This is a genomic window from Chryseobacterium sp. (genome assembly GCF_019236175.1).
Classification (GTDB): domain Bacteria; phylum Bacteroidota; class Bacteroidia; order Flavobacteriales; family Weeksellaceae; genus Chryseobacterium.
The window spans coordinates 1-23,284 of the sequence record NZ_JAFAJM010000019.1 but is presented as its reverse complement, the minus strand read 5'-3'; the positions used below and the strand labels follow the sequence as shown (position 1 = coordinate 23,284).

17 protein-coding genes are annotated in these 23,284 nt (G+C 39.2%); 5 read left to right on the top strand and 12 right to left on the bottom strand.

All coding sequences use genetic code 11. The annotated features are described in order from the left end of the window. Nucleotides 1–9: 9 nt before the first annotated feature. From JO178_RS16325 to JO178_RS16305, 5 genes are all read right to left on the bottom strand, one after another. Nucleotides 10–1,278: a TolC family protein gene (locus JO178_RS16325; protein ID WP_291938173.1), complete on the bottom strand. Its 1,269-nt coding sequence runs from the start codon at nt 1,276–1,278 to the stop codon at nt 10–12. Next, a complete protein-coding gene (locus JO178_RS16320) occupies nt 1,268–4,363 on the bottom strand; it encodes a CusA/CzcA family heavy metal efflux RND transporter (RefSeq protein ID WP_291938171.1) in 3,096 nt (1,031 codons plus the stop codon). The genes JO178_RS16325 and JO178_RS16320 overlap by 11 nt, the downstream gene beginning before the upstream one ends. Nucleotides 4,364–4,453: 90 nt before the next feature. Then, a complete protein-coding gene (locus JO178_RS16315) occupies nt 4,454–5,557 on the bottom strand; it encodes an efflux RND transporter periplasmic adaptor subunit (protein ID WP_291938169.1) in 1,104 nt (367 codons plus the stop codon). A 96-nt stretch (nt 5,558–5,653) separates the two neighbouring features. Further along, nucleotides 5,654–8,326 (bottom strand): magnesium-translocating P-type ATPase, encoded by a 2,673-nt coding sequence (mgtA, locus tag JO178_RS16310; protein WP_291938168.1) that lies wholly within the window; start codon nt 8,324–8,326, stop codon nt 5,654–5,656. Nucleotides 8,327–8,349: 23 nt separating this feature from the next. Then, nucleotides 8,350–9,048, bottom strand: coding sequence for an MgtC/SapB family protein (locus tag JO178_RS16305; protein WP_291938167.1), 699 nt, complete (start codon nt 9,046–9,048; stop codon nt 8,350–8,352). 387 nt (nt 9,049–9,435) lie between these two features. Here JO178_RS16305 and JO178_RS16300 point away from each other — a divergent pair, with 387 nt between their 5' ends. Then, nucleotides 9,436–10,281, top strand: a complete 846-nt coding sequence (locus tag JO178_RS16300; RefSeq protein WP_291938166.1) for a DMT family transporter — start codon at nt 9,436–9,438, stop codon at nt 10,279–10,281. A 14-nt stretch (nt 10,282–10,295) separates the two neighbouring features. Here JO178_RS16300 and JO178_RS16295 read toward each other — a convergent pair whose 3' ends face one another. Both JO178_RS16295 and JO178_RS16290 read right to left on the bottom strand, forming a co-directional pair. After that, entirely contained in the window at nt 10,296–11,663 is a 1,368-nt protein-coding gene (locus tag JO178_RS16295) for an ATP-binding protein (protein WP_291938165.1), read from the bottom strand. A 15-nt stretch (nt 11,664–11,678) separates the two neighbouring features. After that, entirely contained in the window at nt 11,679–12,383 is a 705-nt protein-coding gene (locus tag JO178_RS16290; protein WP_291938163.1) for a response regulator transcription factor, read from the bottom strand. A gap of 108 nt (nt 12,384–12,491) precedes the next feature. On the opposite strand from JO178_RS16290, the gene JO178_RS16285 reads away from it, so the two are divergent. Both JO178_RS16285 and JO178_RS16280 read left to right on the top strand, forming a co-directional pair. Next, the gene (locus JO178_RS16285) at nt 12,492–13,151 is read left to right on the top strand and encodes a YiiX/YebB-like N1pC/P60 family cysteine hydrolase (protein WP_291938161.1); all 660 of its coding nucleotides are present in this window, start codon (nt 12,492–12,494) and stop codon (nt 13,149–13,151) included. 159 nt (nt 13,152–13,310) lie between these two features. Further along, nucleotides 13,311–13,622, top strand: a complete 312-nt coding sequence (locus JO178_RS16280) for an NIL domain-containing protein (protein ID WP_291938160.1) — start codon at nt 13,311–13,313, stop codon at nt 13,620–13,622. 232 nt (nt 13,623–13,854) lie between these two features. On the opposite strand, the gene murA is transcribed toward JO178_RS16280, so the two are convergent. Together murA and JO178_RS16270 are read right to left on the bottom strand one after the other, a co-directional pair. After that, nucleotides 13,855–15,162, bottom strand: a complete 1,308-nt coding sequence (murA, locus tag JO178_RS16275; RefSeq protein ID WP_291938159.1) for a UDP-N-acetylglucosamine 1-carboxyvinyltransferase — start codon at nt 15,160–15,162, stop codon at nt 13,855–13,857. After that, nucleotides 15,162–15,833, bottom strand: coding sequence for a DUF4290 domain-containing protein (locus JO178_RS16270; protein WP_291938158.1), 672 nt, complete (start codon nt 15,831–15,833; stop codon nt 15,162–15,164). The genes murA and JO178_RS16270 overlap by 1 nt, the downstream gene beginning before the upstream one ends. Before the next feature lie 187 nt (nt 15,834–16,020). Between JO178_RS16270 and JO178_RS16265 the strand changes: the two genes are divergently transcribed. Further along, nucleotides 16,021–17,460 carry an alpha-amylase gene (locus JO178_RS16265; protein ID WP_291938157.1) on the top strand — a complete coding sequence of 480 codons (1,440 nt, stop codon included), beginning with the start codon at nt 16,021–16,023 and terminating at the stop codon, nt 17,458–17,460. Nucleotides 17,461–17,589: 129 nt separating this feature from the next. Here JO178_RS16265 and JO178_RS16260 read toward each other — a convergent pair whose 3' ends face one another. Both JO178_RS16260 and JO178_RS16255 read right to left on the bottom strand, forming a co-directional pair. Then, the gene (locus JO178_RS16260; protein ID WP_291938156.1) at nt 17,590–18,000 is read right to left on the bottom strand and encodes a DCC1-like thiol-disulfide oxidoreductase family protein; all 411 of its coding nucleotides are present in this window, start codon (nt 17,998–18,000) and stop codon (nt 17,590–17,592) included. Nucleotides 18,001–18,005: 5 nt separating this feature from the next. Further along, nucleotides 18,006–18,473, bottom strand: coding sequence for a heme-binding domain-containing protein (locus tag JO178_RS16255; RefSeq protein WP_291938155.1), 468 nt, complete (start codon nt 18,471–18,473; stop codon nt 18,006–18,008). Between the two features lie 419 nt (nt 18,474–18,892). Between JO178_RS16255 and katG the strand changes: the two genes are divergently transcribed. Then, complete coding sequence (gene katG / locus JO178_RS16250; RefSeq protein ID WP_291938154.1) at nt 18,893–21,172, top strand: catalase/peroxidase HPI; 2,280 nt, start codon at nt 18,893–18,895, stop codon at nt 21,170–21,172. Between the two features lie 504 nt (nt 21,173–21,676). On the opposite strand, the gene JO178_RS16245 is transcribed toward katG, so the two are convergent. Then, the gene (locus JO178_RS16245; protein ID WP_291938153.1) at nt 21,677–22,798 is read right to left on the bottom strand and encodes a lactonase family protein; all 1,122 of its coding nucleotides are present in this window, start codon (nt 22,796–22,798) and stop codon (nt 21,677–21,679) included. Between the last annotated feature and the right edge of the window lie 486 nt (nt 22,799–23,284).

The window sequence follows — 23,284 nt, the reverse complement described above, 5'->3', positions numbered from 1 at the left end:
AGGCTTTTTCTAGAATTCAATATCCCAGATTCCCGCTTTTCTTTCAAGTTCAATTAAGGCAGTAGCATTATCTGCAAGAGCCTGATAATAATCTTTTCTTATTCCATTATAGGTTCTCTGTGCATTTAATACTTCCAGAATAGAGCTTTCTCCTCTTTTATAGCTGTAGGTGATTCCTTCCAGTATACTTTTGGCTTCGGTAAGCATTCCGTTATGAAATTGCTTTACCTGCTTTTGGGTTGCGATGTACTGCTGGTAAGCCTGCATCACCTCTGCCCGTATGCTCTGTTCGATTTGCTGGTATTCAATTTCTGCCTGGCTATGGGCCATTTCTGCAATTTTTAAACCTGCATTTCTCCTGTTGGAAAATTTTAAAGGAATGCTGACTCCCAGTTTTACTGCATTTACAGTAGGTGAGGGAGCGATTTCATTGGTCGCTTCGGTATGACGCTCTGCGCCGGCACTGATTCCTAAATCAATTTTACGGTTCGCTCTTTCAAGACTGATCTGGCTTTTGGCAACCTGTGTGTTTTGTTTGGCAGCCAGTAAATCTGCTCTTTCATTTAATGCATGAACGATAAGTTCATCAATGCTGAAATCTCTGTTGAAAGCAGTGAAATCCCCCACTACATCTCTACCGGTGATTTTATTATCACTAAGAAATACTGACAGGCTGGTTAAAGCCTGTTGTTCGGCGCTTTCAGCCTGATATACTTCATTGAGTAAAGAAGCTGCTTCCAGTTTACTCTGTTTTGAAGTAACCAGAGATATGGTTCCCAACCGGTACCGGATACTGTCTGACTTGGCAAGTTGCAGTATATTTTTATAGGAGTCCTGCTGCACTTCCAGAAGTGCTTTGGATTTTAATGCGTCAATATAGCCTAAACCGGCATCTGCCCGTAGATTTCTGAAAAAATCCTGCAATTGGGTTTTGCTCAGCTCTGACTGATCTCTGGCGAGGTTGATTCTGGCTTTCCTTTTTCTTCCCATTTCCAGTGTCCAGCCAAGGGAAGCACCATAGACATAGCCCATGTTTTGATTCACACCGTTATTGGTTGTTTCCATTTCCAGCTGAGGGTCCGGAAACATACCTGCAGTCTGAATGGCGGCATCTGCCATACTTACATTGTACTTCTGAGCTGCATATCCGAGGTTGTTTTTTCCGACAAGACTCAGATATTCATCAAAACGGATAAGTTCTTTCTCCTGAGCCTTGAGTCTGCCTGTCATGCCAAGCAAAACAGCAGATATGATGATAAAATGAACTTTAATTTTCATCTGATTCCAAATTTTGTTTTTTGTTACGGCTTTCTGCCATAAAATAAATGGCAGGCAGAACGAACAGGGTTAAAATAGTAGAGAACATTAATCCGTACACAATTACCGTTGCCAAAGGACGCTGCACATCCGAACCTATTCCTGTAGCCAGAGAAGCCGGAAATAGCCCGATCACGGCAACGGTTGCTGTCATCAGTACTGGTCTGAAACGGTCTCTGGCTCCTTTAGTTACAGCATGTTTAAGTTCATATCCTTTTTTACGAAGATCATTAATATGAGAAATCATAATCACTCCGTTCTGGATAGCCACTCCGAATAATGCGATAAAGCCTACGGCTGAGGATACATTAAGAGACATTCCGCGTATATTGAGCGCCAGCATCCCTCCGAATAATGCCAAAGGAACAATAGACATAAGTACCAAGGCCTGTCTGAAGTCTCCAAAAGCACCATATAATAGCAGGAACATAATAGCCAGTGCTAACGGAACGATGAATGCCAGTCTGGAATAGGCTCTGTTTTGGTTTTCAAACTGTCCGCCCCATTTAATCTGGTATTTTTCGTGATCATATTGAATGTCTTTTTCAATCTTGTCCTGAGCTTTTTTCAGGAAGGAAGAAAGATCGGTACCTCTTAAATTCAGCTTTACGGTAAGGTGCCTTTTATTCATTTCTCGGGTAATGGTACTCTCACCTGTGCTTAATTTTACTTCTGCTACCTGTGATAAAGGAATTTTGGCTCCGGAAGCTGAGGTCAGCATCAGATTTCCGATTTTATCCGGAGTATCACGGCTGTCTTCTGTATACCGGCAGGAAATATCATATACTTTATTGCCGATAAAGATTTGAGAAATAGCTTTTCCTCCCAATGCTACTTCAATAAGGTCTGCCACATCGGCAACGTTCAGTCCGTACTGGGCGATTTTATCTCTGTCAGCAATAATCTGCAGCTGAGGTAAAGGGGGTTCCTGATCGATGGCCAGATCTGCAGACCCCGGAATTTTATTTAAAGTTGACAACACATTCTCAGCGATTCTTCTGGTTTCTTTGAAATCTTCTCCATATACTTTTACAACCAGTTCGCTATGGGCTCCGGAGATTTTATCCATTACTCCGTCAATCATCGGTTGTGAAAAACCTACAGTGAATCCGGGCATATTTTTATAATCAGCAGCAAGCTCTTTAATCAGATCGGCTTTTGTTTTTCCGGCAGGCCATTCGCTGTAAGGTTTTATTCCTACGGAAACCTCAAAGTGGGAAGCGGTCCATGGATCGGTTCCGTCATCATTACGTCCTGCCTGAATCATCATGTAGGTAATTTCCTTATGCTTGAGTGTTCGGGCCCGAAGAGTATCGCTCATTTCTTTTGATTTGGCTAAAGAAATACCCGGTGGCAGTTGTACCTGCAGCCAGATGGAGCCTTCATCCAGCTCAGGAAGGAAATCTTTTCCTACGGTATAAGAGAGAATTCCTGCCGATATCAGTACGATACTTACCGGAATCATTACCTTTTTAGGAGTCTGCATAATCTTTTCTATTCTTTTTCCATATGCATTACTTATTTTTTCCAGCCATTTGTTGTGGTAGATCTTTTGTGGCTTACGATAGATGACATAAGCCAGCCCCGGAATAAGAATCAATGCAACGGCAAGAGCTCCGAATAAGGCATAGCCTACCGTAAATGCCATTGGAGTAAACATTTTTTTCTCAACACGTTCGAATGCAAACAGCGGAAGATAAGCTGTAATAATAATAATGGTGGAAAAGAAAATAGGTTTGGCAACTTCGATGACTCTTTGGGTAATCGTTTTCTCTTCAAGGGCTTCTTCCGGATCTTCTTCTCTTTTTTTCAGAATAGTTTCCAGCATAACAATGGCGCCGTCTACGATGATTCCGAAGTCAATGGCTCCTAATGAAAGAAGATTAGCCGGTATATTTGTAAAATGCATCAGAATAAATGCAAACAGCAGGGACAGCGGAATTGTAATAGCAACCAGAAGGGCACCACGCCAGCTTCCAAGGAATACGATCAATACAATAATGACCAGAACGATTCCTTCAGTAAGGGTATGGGAGACGGTATGAAGGGTTGTTTTTACCAGATCCGTTCTGTCCAGAAACGGATGAATTTTTACCCCCGGAGGTAATGTTTCATTATTTAATTCCTCAATAGCCTGATGGACTCCATCCAGTACCTGTGAAGGATTTTGCCCTCTGAGCAGAAGTACAATTCCTTCCACACTTTCAGAATAATTTCGCTTTCTGTCTGTATAGCCAAGAATCCCTTTTCTCTCAAGATTTCCGTACTTCAGAGTACCTACATCATTCAGGAAAACCGGAACCCCGTTTTGTGTTTTTACCACAATTTTTCCAAGATCATTTAAATCTTTTACCAGCCCTATTCCCCGGATGACATATGCCAGATTTCCTCGGGGAAGCATACTTCCGCCGGCACTGACGTTATTTTTGGAAATAGTTTCGGTCACTTCAGATAACGAAAGACCATATTGTTCGAGTTTATGAGGATCCAGCTCGATCTGGAACTGAGTGGTAATTCCCCCGAAATTGGTAACATCAGCAATTCCTGAAACCTGTTTAATACGCGGGATAATCACGAACTTCTGTAGATCTGTAAGTTCCCGCAGGCTGTGATTGTTACTTTCGATAATATAACGATAGACTTCGCCGATAGGAGAGGTAAGGGGATCAAGCCCGGGTTGTGCACCATAAGGAAGTGTGACATCCGTGAGTCTTTCCTGAATACGCTGTCTTGCCCAGTAATCGTCTATCCCGTCATCGAAGACCAGCGTAATAATGGACAGTCCAAAAGTACTTTTGCTTCGCATGACATGCATTCCCGGAAGCCCGTTCAGAGATCGTTCGAGAGGAATGGTGATCTGTTGTTCCACTTCTTCGGCAGCCAGCCCCGGAACCTGTGTTACCACCTGTGAAGTTACATCGGCGATATCAGGATAAGCTTCTATGGATAATTTGGTCCAGGAATAATATCCGAAAAAACCTAATAAAAGGAAGAGGGCAAGCATAAGCCACCTCTTTTGTATAGAGATTGTAAGTAATTGCTTCATAGTTCTTGATTTTTGTACAAAGGATACATGATCATATAGATCTTAATTCTAAAGTATAAAAGAGTGATCCGGGCTTTTGTACATTTTACATTATTTCGCGTCTAACATATAAATTCCGCCTTCAGTCATGATGGTATCACCAACTTGTAACCCTGAGGTAATTCTTACAGTTTTCTGATCGGTTTCACCGGCCGTTACAGTACGTTTGGTAAACTGATTCTTACCTGTTTTTACCCATACATACTGAGAACTGTCCTGTTGCATTAAAGCTGTAACCGGAATCATGATAGATCTTGTAGGTGTTGTTGAGAAATTAACAGTGGCATACATACCCGGTTTCAGTTTTCGGTCAGGATTGTCGCATTCAATAAGAACTTTTATACTTCGCGTATCTTCATCTACAACTTCATTGATGTGGTATACTTTTCCGGTAATGTTTCTGTCAGGGTAAGCGCTTACTTTTACAGAAACATGATCTCCGGTATTGACAAAGCGGATGTCTTTTTCTTTTACATCACCGGAAATCCAGACTTTGGATAATTCTGCAATAATGATAACAGGATCAGCATCTCCTTTCAGAAACTGACCATTGACAATCTTGTTGGAAATGATTTCTCCGTTGATAGGAGCTCTTACAATAAGGGGACTTCCGATACCGCCTCCTTTGCTGTTGTATACTTTTAAGGCCGAAGAAGCGTTGGAAAGTGAAGTTTTTTTATTCTTGAAATCGGTTTCTGCCTCATCCAGTTCCTTTTGAATACCTACCCCGTGCTTTACAAGATCCTGCTGACGTCTGTAATTTTTTTCCGCAAGTTGTACATCGTTTAAAGCATCCGTATAATCTTTTTGTACCGAAAAATAATCGGAAGAAAGGATTTCAAAGAGAGGACTTCCGGCGGAAACATTTTGCCCAAGCTGGATAAAAGACTTTATAATTCTTCCTGAAAACGGACTGGCAATTTCTGCATAATGATTAGGAATAGCCTGGATTGTTCCGGCAGAAACCACTCCGTCACTATGCTCCTGTTCTGCCACTACTTCAGTTTTGATTTTTTTAAAGACAGGATTGGATTCCGGAATCATCACGTTATTTCCTTTGACTACGAAGTCATTATCCTGAGGGGCTTCGCTTTTAGAATCTTTACAGGAAGTAAGTAATGCCAAAAGAACTATTGTTAATACAGTTTTTCTCATATAAAATGTTTATTACCACTAATTTAATTTTAATTTTTCTTTTTTATTTCAAGTTGAGGTGATATTTTTGTGAAATCTTTTAAAATCACCGATTGGCTACAGCCATTGTCCGAATTTTTTAATAAACCATTGTTTTACGAATTGAGTGAGAATGCAATATCCGGTAAGGATGGTTATTAAATAAGGAAAGTAACTCAACGGAAGTGGCTGCATTTTCAGATATCCTGCAACAGATGTGAATGGAATCAGCATTCCGATCAGCATGATCAAACTGGTCAAAGCGACTACAGGAGCTGCCGCCCAGCTTTGGATAAAAGGAATTTTTTTGGTTCTGATAATATGTACAATCAAGGTCTGGGACAGCAAGCCTTCTACAAACCATCCCGTCTGAAATAAACTCTGATGTTCCGGAGTATTAGCTTTGAAAATAAAGAACATTACCCCAAAGGTCATATAATCAAAAATAGAGCTTAACGGACCTATATACAGCATAAATTTTTTAATACTCTCGGCTTCCCATTTTTTTGGTTTTTCCAGAAAATCTTTATCCATTGTATCCCAGGGAATGGAAGACTGTGAAACATCATATAATAAATTCTGTGTCAGAATCTGTAACGGAAGCATAGGTAAAAAAGGAAGCAATGCACTGGCTCCGATCATGCTGAACATATTTCCGAAATTACTGCTGGCCGTCATTTTTATATATTTAATAATGTTTCCGAAAGTTCTTCTGCCATAGATGACACCACTGCGTAATACCATTAAATCTTTTTCCAGCAGGATAATATCTGCGCTTTCTTTGGCAATATCAGCACCGGTATCTACGGAAATTCCGACATCGGCTTCTTTGATGGCAGCTGCATCATTGATTCCGTCTCCCATAAATCCTACGGTATGCCCTTTTGATCTTAATATCTTTACAATACGTTGTTTCTGTAAAGGGCTTACTTTCGCAAAAACAGAATACAGATCCATATCTCTGCTGAGCTCATCATCACTCATACTATCCAGCTCATCGCCAAGCATAATAGTGTTGATGGGAATTCCCACATCATGACATATTTTTTTGGCCACAATATCATTATCTCCGGTTACTACTTTTACCTCAACTCCCAGCTTATGAAGGGCTTTTATACTTGGTTCGGCAGATGGTTTTGCAGGATCAAGAAAGCCTATAAAGCCTGTCAGTGTAAGGTGATTTTCATCGGCTACGGAATAATTCAACGGGTGGTCTCCGTCAAATTCACGAATTGCTACCAATAACACCCGAAGCCCTTCAGCATTAAGTTTTTCAGACATTTTGATGATTTTCTGTTTCATGCGGTCGTCCAGCGGAACAATATTGTCATTTTCAATATGCAGGCTGTAATCTTCACCAGGATCTAAGGCATATTTGCATAAAGAGAGCATTTCTTCTACGGCACCTTTGGAAATCATCAGGTGTTTTCCATTGGAGGTATTCAGAATGACAGACATTCTTCTTCTTTCAAAATCAAAAGGAATTTCATCTACTTTTAGATATAATTCATCTGCTTTAATGAGGTGATGAACTTCGGCATGCTCCAGTACAGCCTGATCCAGAAGATTTTTAAGACCGGTCTGATGAAAGCTGTTGAGGTAGGCCCATTTCAATACTTCATCGTCTTCAATACCCTGAACATTGAGGTGGGTTTCCAGAACTATTTTATCCAGAGTAAGTGTTCCCGTTTTATCCGTGCAGAGAATATCCATTGCTCCGATATTCTGAATGGCATTCAGACGTTTAACGATCACTTTCTTTTTGCTCATATTTACAGCTCCTTTCGCCAGATTTGCAGTGACAATCATAGGAAGCATCTCGGGAGTAAGTCCTACAGCTACGGCAATGGCAAATAATAAAGCCTGCATCCAGTCGCCTTTAACCAATCCGTTGATCAGAAAAATAACCGGAGTCATGATCAGCATAAACCGGATCAGCAGAAAACTTACTTTGTTGACTCCGATATCAAAAGCAGTTTCAGGTCTTTTGGAAATAAGACTTCTGCTGATGCTTCCGAAATATGTGAAAATACCCGTGTTGGCGACTACCACAGTAGCCGATCCGCTTACCACATTGGTTCCCATAAAGCAGATATTTTGGAGACTAAGCGGATTTCGGTCTTTTGCATCACGGATGGGCAGTGCATTTTTTTCTACCGGCAAAGCTTCCCCTGTCAGTATAGATTCGCTGATGAAAAGATCTTTGCTTTTTAGAATTCTGCAATCAGCAGGAACCATGTCACCGGCAGAAAGAATTACAATATCACCGGGAACAATTTCACTAATCTCTATTTCTTCACTTTCTCTGAACTTTCTTTTGGTAAGACAGCTGGTTTTTACCATTCTTTTCAATGCTTCTGCAGCTTTATTACTGCGAAATTCCTGAGTGAATCTTAAAACAGTGCTGAATAAAAGCATTACTGAAATAATAATACTGGTACTCAGGTCTTTTTCTCCGTCTGGTACAAGGATGACATCAATAAATAAAGATATTACCGCAATACAGGCCAGAATATAATTGAAGGGATTAAAGAAAGAATGGGCAAACTGTTTCAGCCATGAAGGAGCCTTTTGTGTGGCCATTTCATTTTTACCATATATCTTCAGACGGTCTTTAACCGTATTTTCGCTAAGCCCTTCATCAGAAGTTTCGAGCATTGCATAAATCATTTTTTCATTCTCAGAGGCTGCTTCTTTTAATTTAACAAGAGCTGCCGAATTGAGATTTTTGTTGGAAGATTTTTTTAACATCGCTTCAAAGGTTGTTTTTAATGTTATAAATCGTTTTCAGTGCCTATAATTTCCCAGCTTACTTTGATGACTTTGTCTTCAATAGTCAGTCTGCTGGCTGTTTTTTCCATAAAGCTGTCCTGTGGAGTGGAAGCATGCACTTCTGCTGTGATGATGGCATTCTCAGGAATGCCATTGTCATCGCTGGTAAGTGATTTTAATAAGATTTTATCATTTCCGCTTAAAGACTGCATCAGCTGAACACGAATATGATTTTCGACCTCGCTTTTACATTTAATGCTGATAAGGTATTCGGTATAATGATTTCTGCTGGTGATCGTATTGCCCAGTTTTAGCCCCAGAGGGCGGAGAACGATATGGGTGAGAATAATAAATCCTGAGGTAATCGCTGCTTCAAGGGGAAATCCCATTGCGCTGAGCGCTCCTACAGAGGCTGAACACCAGATCGTAGCTGCTGTATTCAGTCCGCGAACGGTGAGCCCGTCTTTCATGATAACACCGCCTCCTAGAAACCCTATACCACTTACGATATAAGAAGCAATTCTGCCTGTGGCATCCCCTCCGATCCTGATGGAAAGAAGAACGAATGCTGCAGAACCCAGACATACGAGTGTATTGGTACGAAGACCTGCACTTTTCTGGCGCCATTGTCTTTCGAAACCGATGCTGGCTCCTAAGGCAAATGCTGTAAAGAGACGGAGAGTAAATTCTAGTGTATTCATGATCTTTCTGTTTGTATGGCATTCAGCCTGTATACAGAAAATGTACACTGCTGAATGTTTAGTTATTGTTGTAATGTGACGGATCGGTATCCATAGCGGTTCTTATTTGCTGCAAAGGTATTCTTCCTTTTAGAGAATGGCTGTTAGAAAAACTTTAGAATGTTATTAGAATATGATTAGAAAACAGAATTATTTTCCTAAGCCAGTATTTCTGTTGAATTATATCATTGAGGAATGAAGTGACATCTGTATCCATTGTAAAAGACAAAATTTCAATACATTTGACCGCAAATTATTTTTTGTGACGGTGTTACAGCTGATCATATATAAAATAAAGTGTGTTCGGTTGAGGAAACTTCTTTCCTGCCTTTTTTAATACTTACAGCAATGAAAAAATCAAATATAGCGATACCGGCTACCCTTATGGCTATTATCTGTGTACAGGGCGGAGCATCTATTGCAAAACAGCTTTTTCCTGAGATAGGAGCGATAGGAACCGTTACCTTAAGAATTGTACTTTCAGCAATTTTACTGACACTGATTAACCGTCCGAAGTTTTTGAAGTTCAACAGACAAAAATGGCAATACTGTGCGATGTATGGAATAGGACTGGCTGCCATGAATCTGATTTTTTATATGGGCATACAGCGTATACCTTTGGGACTGGCGGTGACTGTTGAATTTGCAGGTCCTTTGTTTCTGGCATTGGCACTCTCCCGTAAATTACTGGATGTGGTATGGGCATTATTAGCTTGTGCGGGGATACTTCTTATCGTGCCGTGGAAGAGTAATAATATAGACTTATTAGGACTGGGGCTTGCTTTTCTGGCAGGAATGTTCTGGGCAGTTTATATTGTAATGGGTGGAAAAGTGGCAAAAATTATGGACGGTAAAGATGCCGTAACGACAGGAATGTTGTTTGCAAGTCTTGTTATTATACCATTTACAATATGGGACGGAGCCGTTTTTAATTTAACACCGACGATTTTTGTAAAAGGTTTGGGCGTTGCCATTTTATCGAGTGCATTACCATTTTCATTAGAAATTATGGCACTGAAAAGGCTTCCGGCAAAGACTTTTAGTATTCTGATGAGCCTTGAGCCGGCTTTTGCTGCACTTTCAGGATTGCTGTTTCTTGCTGAAGATCTTACCTTTTTACAGTGGATTTCTATAGCTTGTGTTATTGCCGCAAGTATAGGAACTACAGTCTTCAGTAAAACGTCTCAACATTAAATACCCCTTGGTGTTCAGCTGTTTTTATTCTCAAATATCACTGTAAAAACGGTTTTATTATTTTCTGAGTTTACCCGAACAGCAGCATGATGAAGAATGAAAATTTTCTCCGTAAGGAAAAGCCCGATTCCATGTCCTTTTTCTTTTCTGAATGTCTCACTTCTGTAAAAAGGTTTGAAGATATGTTCCAAATCTTCAGGGGAAATGGTAATACCTGTATTGCCGAAGCGGATATAAAGCCTTCGGGTATTCATTGATACATCTATGGAACAACTGTGATCCGGTGAATATTTGCAGGCATTGTCAATAAGATTATTAAAGGCAACCTGCAGCAGATATTCATTTCCCCGGATAATAAGCTCATGCTCTTCTATCTCATTTTCTATATTCAATGAAACCTTGTAGGTGGAATTTTCTTTTGTGATTTTAGTATAAGATTCCAGCAGAATTTCATCGAGACGAAGTTCTGAAAAACTGATTTCATTAGGATCGTAGCTTGCTTTGGCAAGATCCATTAAACTGTTGGAAAGTTTCACCATATTACGGGCGTCTTCCAGAGCATATGAAATGCTCTCCTGGTATTCCTCTTTGGTGTGATCTTTTTTGGAAGCCAGTTCCAGCTCGGTAATAATTGCAGACAGGGGAGTTCTGAGTTCATGGGAAATATTGGATACAAAATGCTTTTGGGCATCAAAAGAATTTTCCAGCCGCTCAAGCATCCCGTTGAAATTCTGAGCCAGCTCGTTCAGTTCGTCTTTTTCTTTCGTCGTTTTTAAACGCAGCTGTAATTTTCCGGCTGTAATTTTTTTGATCTGATTCACCATTTCACTAAGCGGGCTCAATGCCTTCTTTGAAAGAAAAATTCCTGAGAGGTAGATGAGGATCAGAATAATGACGAAGGAAATAATACTGATGGTGAGCAGATGGGTAAGATACTCATATCCGTATTTATCATAAGAAGCAGCCGTAACGGCATAGGATTTTCCCTCAAAATGATACACAATCCCGATAACCTGTAAATCATCTAAAAAGAAATTGATCCGCTTTTTCTGAAATATTTCCGAAAGCATTTCCGGGGTTTCTTTCACATAATCTACTTTGGCATCATCGTGATAAATGAGATTTTTATGGACATCATAAATGGCCACCTGAACCTCATTGAGTGTTCTGTTGTTATTTTTGTAAAGCTTATGCATTTCCTGTTCCGGCAATGAGCTCCGGAAAAATAAGTCAGTTTTTGCAATAGCTTCGTTTTGTAATTCGCTGTAAAAAGATTGTTCTCTGGCTTCTTTTGATGAATAATAGATTGAAAAGCTGTAAACACCTAAAAGCATAGCCGTAATCAGGGTAAAAAGCAGGGTAAGTCTCGTTCTTATTTTCATCAGTTCACTCAGGAGTTAAGAGGTAATACCGGTTTCGTAGTCTTTTTTAAGAATAAATCCCATGCCGGCTTTGGTATGGATAAGTTTGGTTTCAAAATCCTTGTCGATTTTCTTTCTCAGATAATTGATATAAACATCAATAAAATTGGTTCCGGTATCGAAATGGGTTTCCCAAACTTTTTCAGCGATTTCTCCCCGGGAAAGAACCTTTTCGGAATTTTCCATCATGAATTTCAGGAGATTGAATTCCTTCGGAGTCAGTTTTATAGGCATATGATCGCGGCTCACTGTTTTTTGCTCGAGATTCATTTCTATTCCTTCATATTTCAGAACAAAAACTTTTTGTTGTCTTTGTTGTGAAAAGCGTTTCAGTAAAACTTTTATTCTTGCCGAAAGTTCGCGCATTTCAAAAGGTTTGGTCAGATAATCATCTGCTCCCGCATCAAAACCTTCCAGCTTGTCATCTGTAGTACCGAGTGCTGTAAGCATGATAACCGGAAGATTGGGCTTTAAAGCTTTAATCTCTGTACAAAATTCAAGGCCGTTTTTTTGGGGTAAAACAATATCTGTTATCACCAGATCAAAAGAAGTTTGTAATGCCAGTTTCAGCCCGGTCATTCCGTCATAGGCTGCCGTTACTTCAAACTCTGATTCATGAAGCCCTTTTGTAATAAGCCTGGAAAGCCTGTCGTCGTCTTCAACTAATAAAATATGTGGCATAAGAATGTGTGGCGTGTTTCGATTAGCATTGGGTATGAAGAATAGATCAATACTTTCTACAAATGTAATGAATTCTATTTTGTAATTTTGGAGGATAAACCATATAGGATGCTGAGATTTAAAATATCGTGTCATAAAAAAATGATGCTGAGAGGAAGTTTATTCTTTTTGATGTTATTATTGTTGAATTGTAATTCTTACCGGACTTCAGAATTAAAAAACGGAGATTTGCTTTTTGTTACCGCAAAAGAAAGCGGACTTTCAGGAGCGATTAATAATGTTACCCAAAAACAAAAAACAGCTTCTTTTGATCATATAGGAATTCTGGAAAAAGAAAAAAAACAGTTTTTCGTTTTACATGCAGCTCCTAAAGGCGGTTCTCAAAAACAGAAATTAAAAGAGTTTATCAGAGAACAGAAAGGAGAGGGGCAGAAAGTCATTCTTTATCGTTTAAAGCCTGAATATCAGAAAGCTGTTCCGGCCGCTGTTAACAAAGCCGGTCAGATGCTCGGAAAACCCTATAATTTCAATTATATTCTCAATGAAAATTCATATTACTGCTCAGACTTTGTAGAGAGAGCATTCAGATCTGATCATATTTTTCAATTAGAGCCTATGACATTTATTGATCCTAAAACAGGAAAGACTAATGCATTCTGGACAGAATTTTACCAGAAAAAAAATCTGAAAGTTCCTGAAGGAGAACCGGGTTGCAACCCCAACGGGCTGGCCGGCTCTGAAAAACTGGAAAGAATAAAAGAACTCTGATAGCAAACGAAAGAAGCATACCCGCTTCTTTTTTTTATGTTAAAATTTCAAAATAATAGTCCACTAATTTGGTGGACTATTATTTTTTTATATTTTTGTGACAGATTTAATGCAGTACGTTATATGATCTGAATGTGTTTAACCCAAAAATCTTTAGCAATGATTACACTTCATCCAAGCCTGCAGGTTTCACAAAATAAAATAAACCTGCCTAAAAAAGAATTGATCCTGGAAATAGAATTGAATGGCAAAATGAAATTTGAACATTTAATGAATACCATCTACAATCAATTGGGCATTTGTCACAGAGTGTTATCTGCTAATGTAGAATACGTCAACGGATACAGTTTCGGGACGGTACAGTTATATATTAATGTAAATTCAGAAGACTATCAGAAGCTTGAGGTCTATCTGAATAAAAATAAACTTTTGAGTACCACAGTGGAGTATCTCTGCAGGAAGTATTCTTAAGATAGATTCATATAGTTTTAATTACGAAAGTGTCCGGTTTTCTGACCGGGCACTTTTATTTTTCCTCATAAAGAGTTCCGGTAAAGTGGGTGTTTTTTCTTTTGAGGATAGAAAATCGTTAGATGTGACTTATCCGGAAAAACAAAAAAGTGTTCAGGTAATCGGAACACTTTTTTGTTTTTTTTAATCTGGATTAAACTAATTTCTAGCTTTTACTATTTAATTTCTGATCTTAAATTCTTTCGATATCAGCACCGATTGCTCTTAGTCTTCCATCGATATTTTCGTATCCTCTGTCGATCTGTTCGATATTGTGGATAATCGATTTTCCCTCTGCAGAAAGGGCTGCAATAAGAAGGGCATTTCCGGCTCTGATATCCGGAGAAACCATTGTTGTTCCTCTTAAGGGAGACTCCTGATTCAGTCCGATTACCGTTGCTCTGTGCGGGTCACATAAAATAATTTGTGCACCCATATCGATTAATTTATCTACGAAGAATAATCTGGATTCAAACATTTTCTGGTGAACCAAAACACTTCCTTTAGCCTGAGTAGCCACTACAAGGATAATAGATAATAAATCCGGAGTAAATCCAGGCCATGGTGCATCAGAAACCGTAAGGATAGATCCGTCAATAAATTTCTGAATTTTATAATGTTCCTGAGCCGGAATATAAATATCATCATTGCTCTGTTCAAGCTCGATTCCTAATTTTCTGAATGTATTCGGAATAACTCCCAGCTGGTTCCAGTTTACATTTTTGATGGTAATTTCAGATTTTGTCATGGCCGCAAGACCAATCCAGGATCCGATTTCTACCATATCCGGAAGCATGGTATGTTCAGTTCCGTGTAAGTATTCTACCCCTTCAATGGTAAGAAGGTTGGAGCCAATTCCTGAAATGTTGGCACCCATTCTGTTCAGCATTTTGCATAATTGCTGAAGATAAGGCTCGCAAGCAGCATTATAAATCCTTGTTTTTCCTTTAGCTAAGGCTGCTGCCATTACGATATTCGCTGTTCCGGTTACAGAAGCTTCTTCAAGTAAAATAAATTTTCCTCTAAGCTCTTTTGCCTTTAATGAATAGAAATACTCCTCTTCATCATAATTGAATTCCGCGCCCAGTTCCACTAATCCCTGGAAATGGGTATCCAGTCTTCTTCTTCCTATTTTATCACCTCCGGGTGTAGGCATATAGGCTTCTCCGTAACGCGCCAGCATTGGCCCCATCAGCATAATTGAACCACGTAGTTTAGCGCCGTCTTTTTTGAACTCGCTGGATTTTATATAATCAAAGTTAACCTGATCCGCTTTGAAAGTGTAATCTCCCTGTCCGTTTTTAGTAACTTTTACTCCAAAATCTCCGAGAATTTCAATCAGCCTGTTAACATCATGAATATCCGGGATATTTTTGATTCTTATCTCTTCGTCCGTTAATAAAACCGCACATAAAATCTGCAAAGCCTCATTTTTGGCTCCTTGTGGAGTTATTTCACCCTGCAATCTTTTCCCTCCTCTTATCTGAAATGTTCCACTCATTATTTTCTGTTTTTATGATTGTTATTATGCCTTCTTTTATTAGGCTGGTTTTTATTATTGTTATTGCTGTTGTTGTTATTACGGTTATTATTACCGTTGTTATTACGGTTGTTATTACTGGTGTAATAGATCTTGCTTTTTTCAAGAGAGTCAATTCCTGTAAGATCCAGTCTGTTTTCTGACAATTCTTTCAGATGGCGGAAAATGACATCATCCGTCACATGTTCTTTATTATAGACATTATAAGACTTCTTCATATTGTTGGCAATAACCTCAATAAGGGCTTCTTTTTCATCACCCGTTTCCAGTTCAATTGCTTTTTCAATCAATTGAAGAATACTTTTTCCGTAAAACTTGAAGTCTCCCTGAAGTTTCGGATATTCCATTCTTTTAGGCTTTTCCGCCAATTGTTCTCTGGTAGGGAACGGATAGGGAGAATCTACATCCAGATCATAATCTGCAAGAATAAAAAGATGGTCCCAAAGTTTATGTTTATAATTTTCTTCGTCGCGAAGTTGTGGGTTTCTCTGACCCATAAAATCGATGATTGCCATAGCCATTTCACTTCTTTCCTCTCTGGAAACAAGTTCTTTACAGCGCTCAACCAACTGTTGTATAATTCTGCCGTATTCGGGCATATGAAGCTGAGTTTTTTGGGTGTTATATTCCATAGTATGCAAATATATGGATTAAAAGAAAAATTGTTTCGAGAAACTTAAAAATTTATGATTTTTTAATGAAAATATAAGATGCGCTTTTTTCTGATTTATTATTAAAAAACAAAACATTTCACTTATGTTTGAGATTTATATTAATAAAATTGTAATTTAGTTGATAGGTTGATAATTAAATTATATCATGAAAAAAACATATTTTCTTCTTTCAGTATTGGCTTTAGCGTTGTTCTCTTCTTGTCAGAATAATGATGAATTTGTCAATAAGACTCCGCAACAGCTGGAGGTCCACAATAAAATTGTAAATGTAACCACTCATGACGGGCGGCCCTTTAGTACCGGAAGCACCTCCGGATCGATGCAGGGCAAATTTACAGCCGGACCGGGAGGCGGAGTGCTTATGCAGGGGTTCTACTGGGATGTTCCCGATGGAGGAAACTGGTGGAACACCGTTAAAGATAAATTAACGGCATGGTCTAATGCCGGAATTGGAGCGGTTTGGCTGCCGCCTGCTTCCAAAGCGCAAAACGGCGCTTATTCCATGGGATATGATCCTACGGATTATTATGATTTTGGAGATTTTAATCAGAACGGAAGCGTAGAAACCCGCTTCGGATCAAGAACCGAACTGGAAGCTTTAATTACTAAAGCACATGCTGAGAATATGCAGGTATATGCTGATATTGTGATTAATCATAACAGTGGCGGACAATCTGAGGCGAATCCTTATACAGGAACCAATACATGGACTAATTTTTCAGGAATTGCTTCGGGAAAATTTCAGAGAAATTATAATGACTTTTATAAAAATGCCTACGGAAATAATGATGAGGGTGCTTTCGGGGGATTCCCGGATTTATGCCATGCCAATCCTCATGTACAGGACTGGCTGTGGGGAAGAGATGATTCGGTGGCTAAATATTATAAAAATGTAATGAAATTTGACGGCTGGAGATTTGATTATGTTAAAGGCTTCGGACCATGGGTCGTGAATACCTGGAATTCCAAAGTAGGAGGTTTTTCCGTGGGAGAATTATGGGATTCCAATGTCAATACTTTAGAATGGTGGGCTAATAATGCCAATAGTTCGGTATTTGATTTTGCAGCCTATTATAAAATGGATGAAGCTTTTGATAACGGAAATCTGAATGCACTGAATGATGATATGATGTGGAAAAGGAATCCGTACAAAGCCGTGACTTTTGTAGCCAATCACGATACGGATATTATTTACAACAAAATGCCGGCATATGCCTATATCCTGACCCACGAAGGTTATCCCACCATCTTTTACAGGGATTATGAAGAATGGCTGAATAAAGAAAGGCTAAATAATCTGATCTGGATCCATAATAATAAAGCGACAGGAACCACTTCAATTTTGTATACTGATAATGATGAATATATTGCAAGACGTAACGGATATAACGGAAATCCCGGACTGGTAGTCTACATCAATACTTCATCAAGCTGGCAGGAACGATGGATTGAAACCAACTGGGCTTCTCAGCAGATTAAGGATTTTACAGGAAGTTCAGGCTGGTACCCTACTACACAGGGAGATAAATGGGTGAAAATTCAGTGTGCCCCGAACAGCTATTCAATATGGTCTTTGAATCAGTAGAAACCTCTGGTTGAAAAATTTATGAATGATAAAACAGAAAACCGGCAGATAATTCTGACGGTTTTTTATTTTATATGGTCTCCCCGAATGAGACAGAAAATTTTTTATACTTTACTTATTTACCGAGTTTTATACCTGAATGAATTTTTTCTTCTGGTGCTGATCCGGTAAGTAGCATTTCTGATTTGCCAGTTTCATCCTGTTTCTGGAGATCATATCATAGATGGTATTGCTTAAAAAAGCCGGTATCAGCTTTCCAATCACAGACAGCCTGTAGATTCCGCCCAGTAAGTCTGCAATTTTAAGGACAGCCTTTGATTTGATGAGATAGTACCGGCCCGGTTTCCAAAGGTACATGGTGTTGAAATCTGTAGTTTTCAGCCCTCTTTCAGACAAAAATTGTTGTCCGAACTCAGATTGCAGTGAAGCGAACATAAATCGGTCTTTTGTATCTCTTTCCAAAATCCACTGTACCCAGAAATTACAGACTCCGCAGTCTCCGTCAAAAAAAACAATATGTTTACCTTCCAGGTCTTTCATAATTTTTATTTGTTAAACATAATATTTCGTTCCGTATCTTCTTTTATTTTCTTAAAATACTTTACCAGTTCCGTACGCTGTTCATCAGAGAGTTTTGCATCCTGATGCCCGATATAGTAGGATTCAAGAGGCATTTCACTTTTTTCAATCATTTCAATGCATTCCTCCAGTTTATGAAGCTGTCTCTTAGGCTCATACACTGCAAAGGTAGAGAAATTAAGTTTCTTTCTGCCTTCATTGATATGATTTTTTACCCACCATGATGCCGGAGAAATATTGGCATACCACGGATACTGAGTTTCATTGGAATGGCAGTCATAGCAAGAAGTGCGGATCATTTTGGCTACAGATTCCGGTGTATTTTTAATTCTCAGAAAATCCATTCCCGGTGTCGGAGCGGGATTGGTTTTATCAATAGGGAAAAACTGGATGATAACGAATGCCACGAGAACAACAATTAATACTTTTTTCATAGCCCTGTTTATTTCTTTAAAGATAAAGATAAATAAATTTTCTGAGAGGGAAGATTCCGTTTTATGAGACGGAAAATTGTTGAGGGATACTGATATTGATGAATGAAAGAAGGGAAAGCTTTCTATAAGGCAGTGAGTTACATTTATTTTTAGCGTTTTGTTTCTATCCTTTAATCTTACGTTGAGTTATTCTAAATAGAGCAGTATATGTCTCAGCGAATTTAAAATTTTACTAACTTAATACCACAATTGTGTCTTTAACTTGGATGCTGTCGAAATGACTTCGTTATAGTTTTTAACTATCATTGAAATTAAAATTAATAGATTGTATTAATTGAATAAGCGTTGTAAGTTTGTCATGTTCTTACAAAAGAGCATTGCTTAAATAGTATTAATCAAAATAAAATAAATAAACGACAATGGAAAAAGATTTGAATGACATCAGTAAATGCCCGTTTCACAACGGGACAATGAAAAAGAATAATGTAGCCGGTGGTGGTACCCAAAATCAGGATTGGTGGCCTGATCAGCTAAGAGTAGATATGCTGCGTCAACATTCATCACTGTCTAACCCTATGGATAAAGACTTTGATTATGCAGAAGCATTTAAAAAACTCGATCTTGAGGCGGTAAAAAAAGACCTTCATGCATTAATGACGGATTCTCAGGATTGGTGGCCGGCAGATTTTGGGCATTATGGTCCTCTGTTTATCCGTATGGCGTGGCATAGTGCAGGAACATATCGTGTAGGAGACGGAAGAGGCGGAGCAGGAGCAGGCCAGCAGCGTTTTGCCCCTTTAAACAGCTGGCCGGATAACGTGAGCCTGGATAAGGCAAGAAGGTTATTATGGCCGATCAAACAAAAATACGGAAGAAATATATCCTGGGCTGACCTTTTGATTCTTACCGGAAATATGGCACTGGAATCCATGGGATTCAAAACTTTTGGATTTGCAGGAGGTCGTGAAGATGTCTGGGAACCGGATATGGATGTATACTGGGGCGCTGAAAAAACATGGCTGGGCGGAGATATTCGCTATGCACACGGTTCTGAAGGAGTCGTAGAAAATCATGCGGTACTTCCTACTGATGATAATGCTGACGGAGATATCCACTCAAGAAACCTTGAAAAACCATTGGCCGCAGTACAAATGGGCTTGATTTATGTAAACCCGGAAGGGCCGGACGGAAATCCGGATCCGATTGCAGCCGCTAAAGATATTCGCGATACTTTCGGACGTATGGCAATGAATGATGAGGAAACTGTAGCTTTGATCGCAGGAGGACATACTTTCGGAAAAACCCATGGTGCCGGTCCTGCAGATCATGTAGGTAAAGAGCCGGAAGGAGCCGGAATTGAACTGCAGGGATTAGGATGGGCAAGTACTTATAAATCAGGAAGCGGAAGAGATGCGATCTCCAGCGGACTGGAAGTAACCTGGACAGAAACTCCAACCCAGTGGAGCAATTATTTCTTTAAAAATCTTTTTGAAAATGAATGGGAACTGACAAAAAGTCCTGCCGGAGCTCACCAATGGGTAGCAATAGACGGTGCAGACATTATTCCCGACGCATTTGACTCTTCTAAAAAGCATAAACCGACCATGCTTACCACAGACCTTTCATTAAAGCTGGACCCTGTTTATGAAAAAATTTCAAGACATTTTTATGAAAATCCCGATACTTTTGCAGATGCATTTGCAAGAGCGTGGTTTAAACTGACCCACAGAGATATGGGACCCCGTGCCCGTTACCTTGGACCGGATGTTCCACAGGAAGAATTAATCTGGCAGGACCCTATTCCTGAAGTAAATCATGAACTGATTGACGGAAATGATACTGAAAATCTTAAAGCTAAAATTTTAGATTCTGGATTGAGTATTTCCGAACTGGTATCTACAGCTTGGGCTTCTGCTTCTACTTTCAGAGGAAGTGATAAGAGAGGCGGAGCCAACGGAGCGAGAATAAGACTGGAGCCTCAGAAAAACTGGGAAGTCAATAACCCTGCACAGTTACAGAAAGTGTTGGGAGTACTGGAAGAAATTCAGAAAGAATTTAACAATGCGCAGATCGGCGGTAAGAAGGTATCACTGGCTGATATTATTGTACTGGCAGGTTCGGCAGCAGTGGAAAAAGCGGCAAAAAATGCAGGCCATGATGTTAAAGTGTCATTTGCTCCGGGTAGAATGGATGCTTCTCAGGAACAGACGGATATAGAATCTATGGGATATCTTGAACCGATTGCCGATGGATTCCGCAATTATCTGAAAAGAAAATTCTCAGTATCCACAGAAGCTTTACTCATAGACAAAGCCCAGCTGTTAACACTTACAGCTCCTGAACTTAGTGTATTGGTAGGAGGAATGCGTGCTTTGGATACCAATTTTGACAGTTCAAAACACGGGGTATTTACCAGTCGTCCGGGAGCTCTTACCAACGATTTCTTCGTGAATCTTCTGGATATGGGAACCCAGTGGAAAGCCCTTTCGGATGATCAGGAATTGTATATGGGAAGTGACCGGTCAACCGGTCAGCCAAAATGGACAGCTACCCGTGCAGATCTTGTCTTCGGTTCCAATTCTGAACTGAGAGCCGTAGCCGAAGTATACGGAAGCGCCGATGCACAAGATAAATTTGTGAATGATTTCGTAGCAGCATGGACGAAAGTGATGAATCTGGATAGATTTGATTTAGCTTAAAATCCTCATAACTATAATAAAAGAGAAAGACAGCATCGCCGCTGTCTTTCTTGATTCTAATATATATATTTATGATTATTTCTCTTTTGCCGTATATTTTCTGATAATATACAGCCAGGGGATGAGAACAATGATAAAAAGAATGATAAGTAAAATTATTCTTCTTACATGATTAGGTTTTTTAGCAGGGTAAAGATAAAGATCTTTTGCTTTGTAATACCAAAGTGAAATTTTTTCATTGGCAGAATAAGTTTGACAGCTTTCATAATCAATCTTTATATAGTAAAGCTTATTATTTTCTTTTATTTGAATGCTTGATACAAGTCTTCTATAGGGCCGGCAATTAACGGAAGAAATTGTTTTCTCCACTAAAACGCCGTATTGAATAGTATGTTGATATTGTACCCATAAAAAAACAGCGTATACAATTCCGGCGAATATTAGCAGGAGACTATATAACTGATAGGGGTAATAATATTTGTTTTTCACGCCGGTCTCTGAAAATTAATAATGCCTGATTTGTACACTGGATACTCCGGATATTTTTATTTTTTTACCCATTTTTTTCAATAGCCCGGTGGTCAGGTTTCTTTTAAATAGAGTGGCATCTCCGCTTACGGAATTGGTAGCAATTAAGAATTTTCCGGTAGAGTCTATTGTAAATACTCTCGGATGTTTCCCTTTTGTGGACTGATACCCTACAGTTGTTAACTGACCATTATTCTGAATGGAAAATATGGCGATATTGTTTTCAGCTCCGCGGTTGGACGCATATAAAAAACGGCCGTCAGGAGAAATATGAATATCTGAGCTTTCAAAGTTCTCTTTAAGTTTTTCGGGATGGGTATCTGTTCTCTGAATGGGGGTTAATTTTCCGTTTTCATATCGATAGGCACTTACCGTTCCGCCCATTTCCTCAATGCAATAGGCGTACTTACCATTCGGGTGGAAAGTGAAATGTCTTGGGCCGCTTCCGGGTACAGTTTGCGTGAATGGAACTTCAGCAGGCTGCAGTGGCTTTTCATTTTTACTCTTAAATTGGTAGGCTCTGATTTTATCCGCTCCTAAATCCGGCAGAAATATATAATTAAAATCCGGAGAAAAAACAGTTGAATGAATATGGGAACGTTCCTGCCTGTCCGGATTTATGCTCCCTTCTGAAAATTGGAAATTCTGAACAGCAGGCTGTATCATACCGTTTTCTGAAAGAGGGTATACCGAAACACTTCCTTCCGTATAATTCCCGTTAATCAGCCATTTTCCGTTTTGATGAACTGTCAGATACACCGGATTTTCGCCACCGCTTTTCTGACTGTTGATAAAACGGAGGGTCTTTTTTTCAGGGTTGAATTCAAAACTGCTTACGCTTCCTGAGTTTTTTGTTTTACTTTCAGTACAGGAATACACATATTTTCCATCCGGAGATAAGGTAAGAAATGAAGGGTTTAAAATTCCTGAAACAGAAGTTAGTTTGCTCAGCTTTCCTTTAATGGTATCCAGTTGGTATACATGAATTCCTTCAGTCGCTTTATCGCGGTTAAAAGAACCAAAAAATGCATAGGTATGTTGTGAATAGAGTTGTATACAGGCTAAAATGATAGCGGTCAGGCTCAGTGTCTTTTTCAATGGTAGATATGTTTTTAGGGTAATAAATGCAGGTGCAGACAAATGTACATATTTAAATTCCCTGTTTCCTAACAAAACTCCGGGATCTTATGAAGTGCCTTCTAAGTAAATACTAAGGAAATTGGATATTTACTGAGTGAGTACAAAAAGCAGATCATTTTCGACCTGCTTTTTTTAGATACGACTTATTCTGTCGCTTTACCGCAATACCTTTGTATGGGTACAGATCCATATTAAATTAAAGTAATAAGCCTTTTTGTTGTGGAGTAAAAAGAATATTTTTGCACCCCGAATAAACGAGTAATAATAATTTAAATTAAACACTGATATGAAAAAACTCTACATGGGTGCATTCTTCTTATGCGTCATCCCGTCGTTGCGTGCTCAGGACGTGGTCTGGCAGAAAGATATCCAATCTTCTACCCAGGATTTTCTAAGCCAGGTAACCACGACTTTGGATCAGCAATATCTGATTACAGGAAGTGC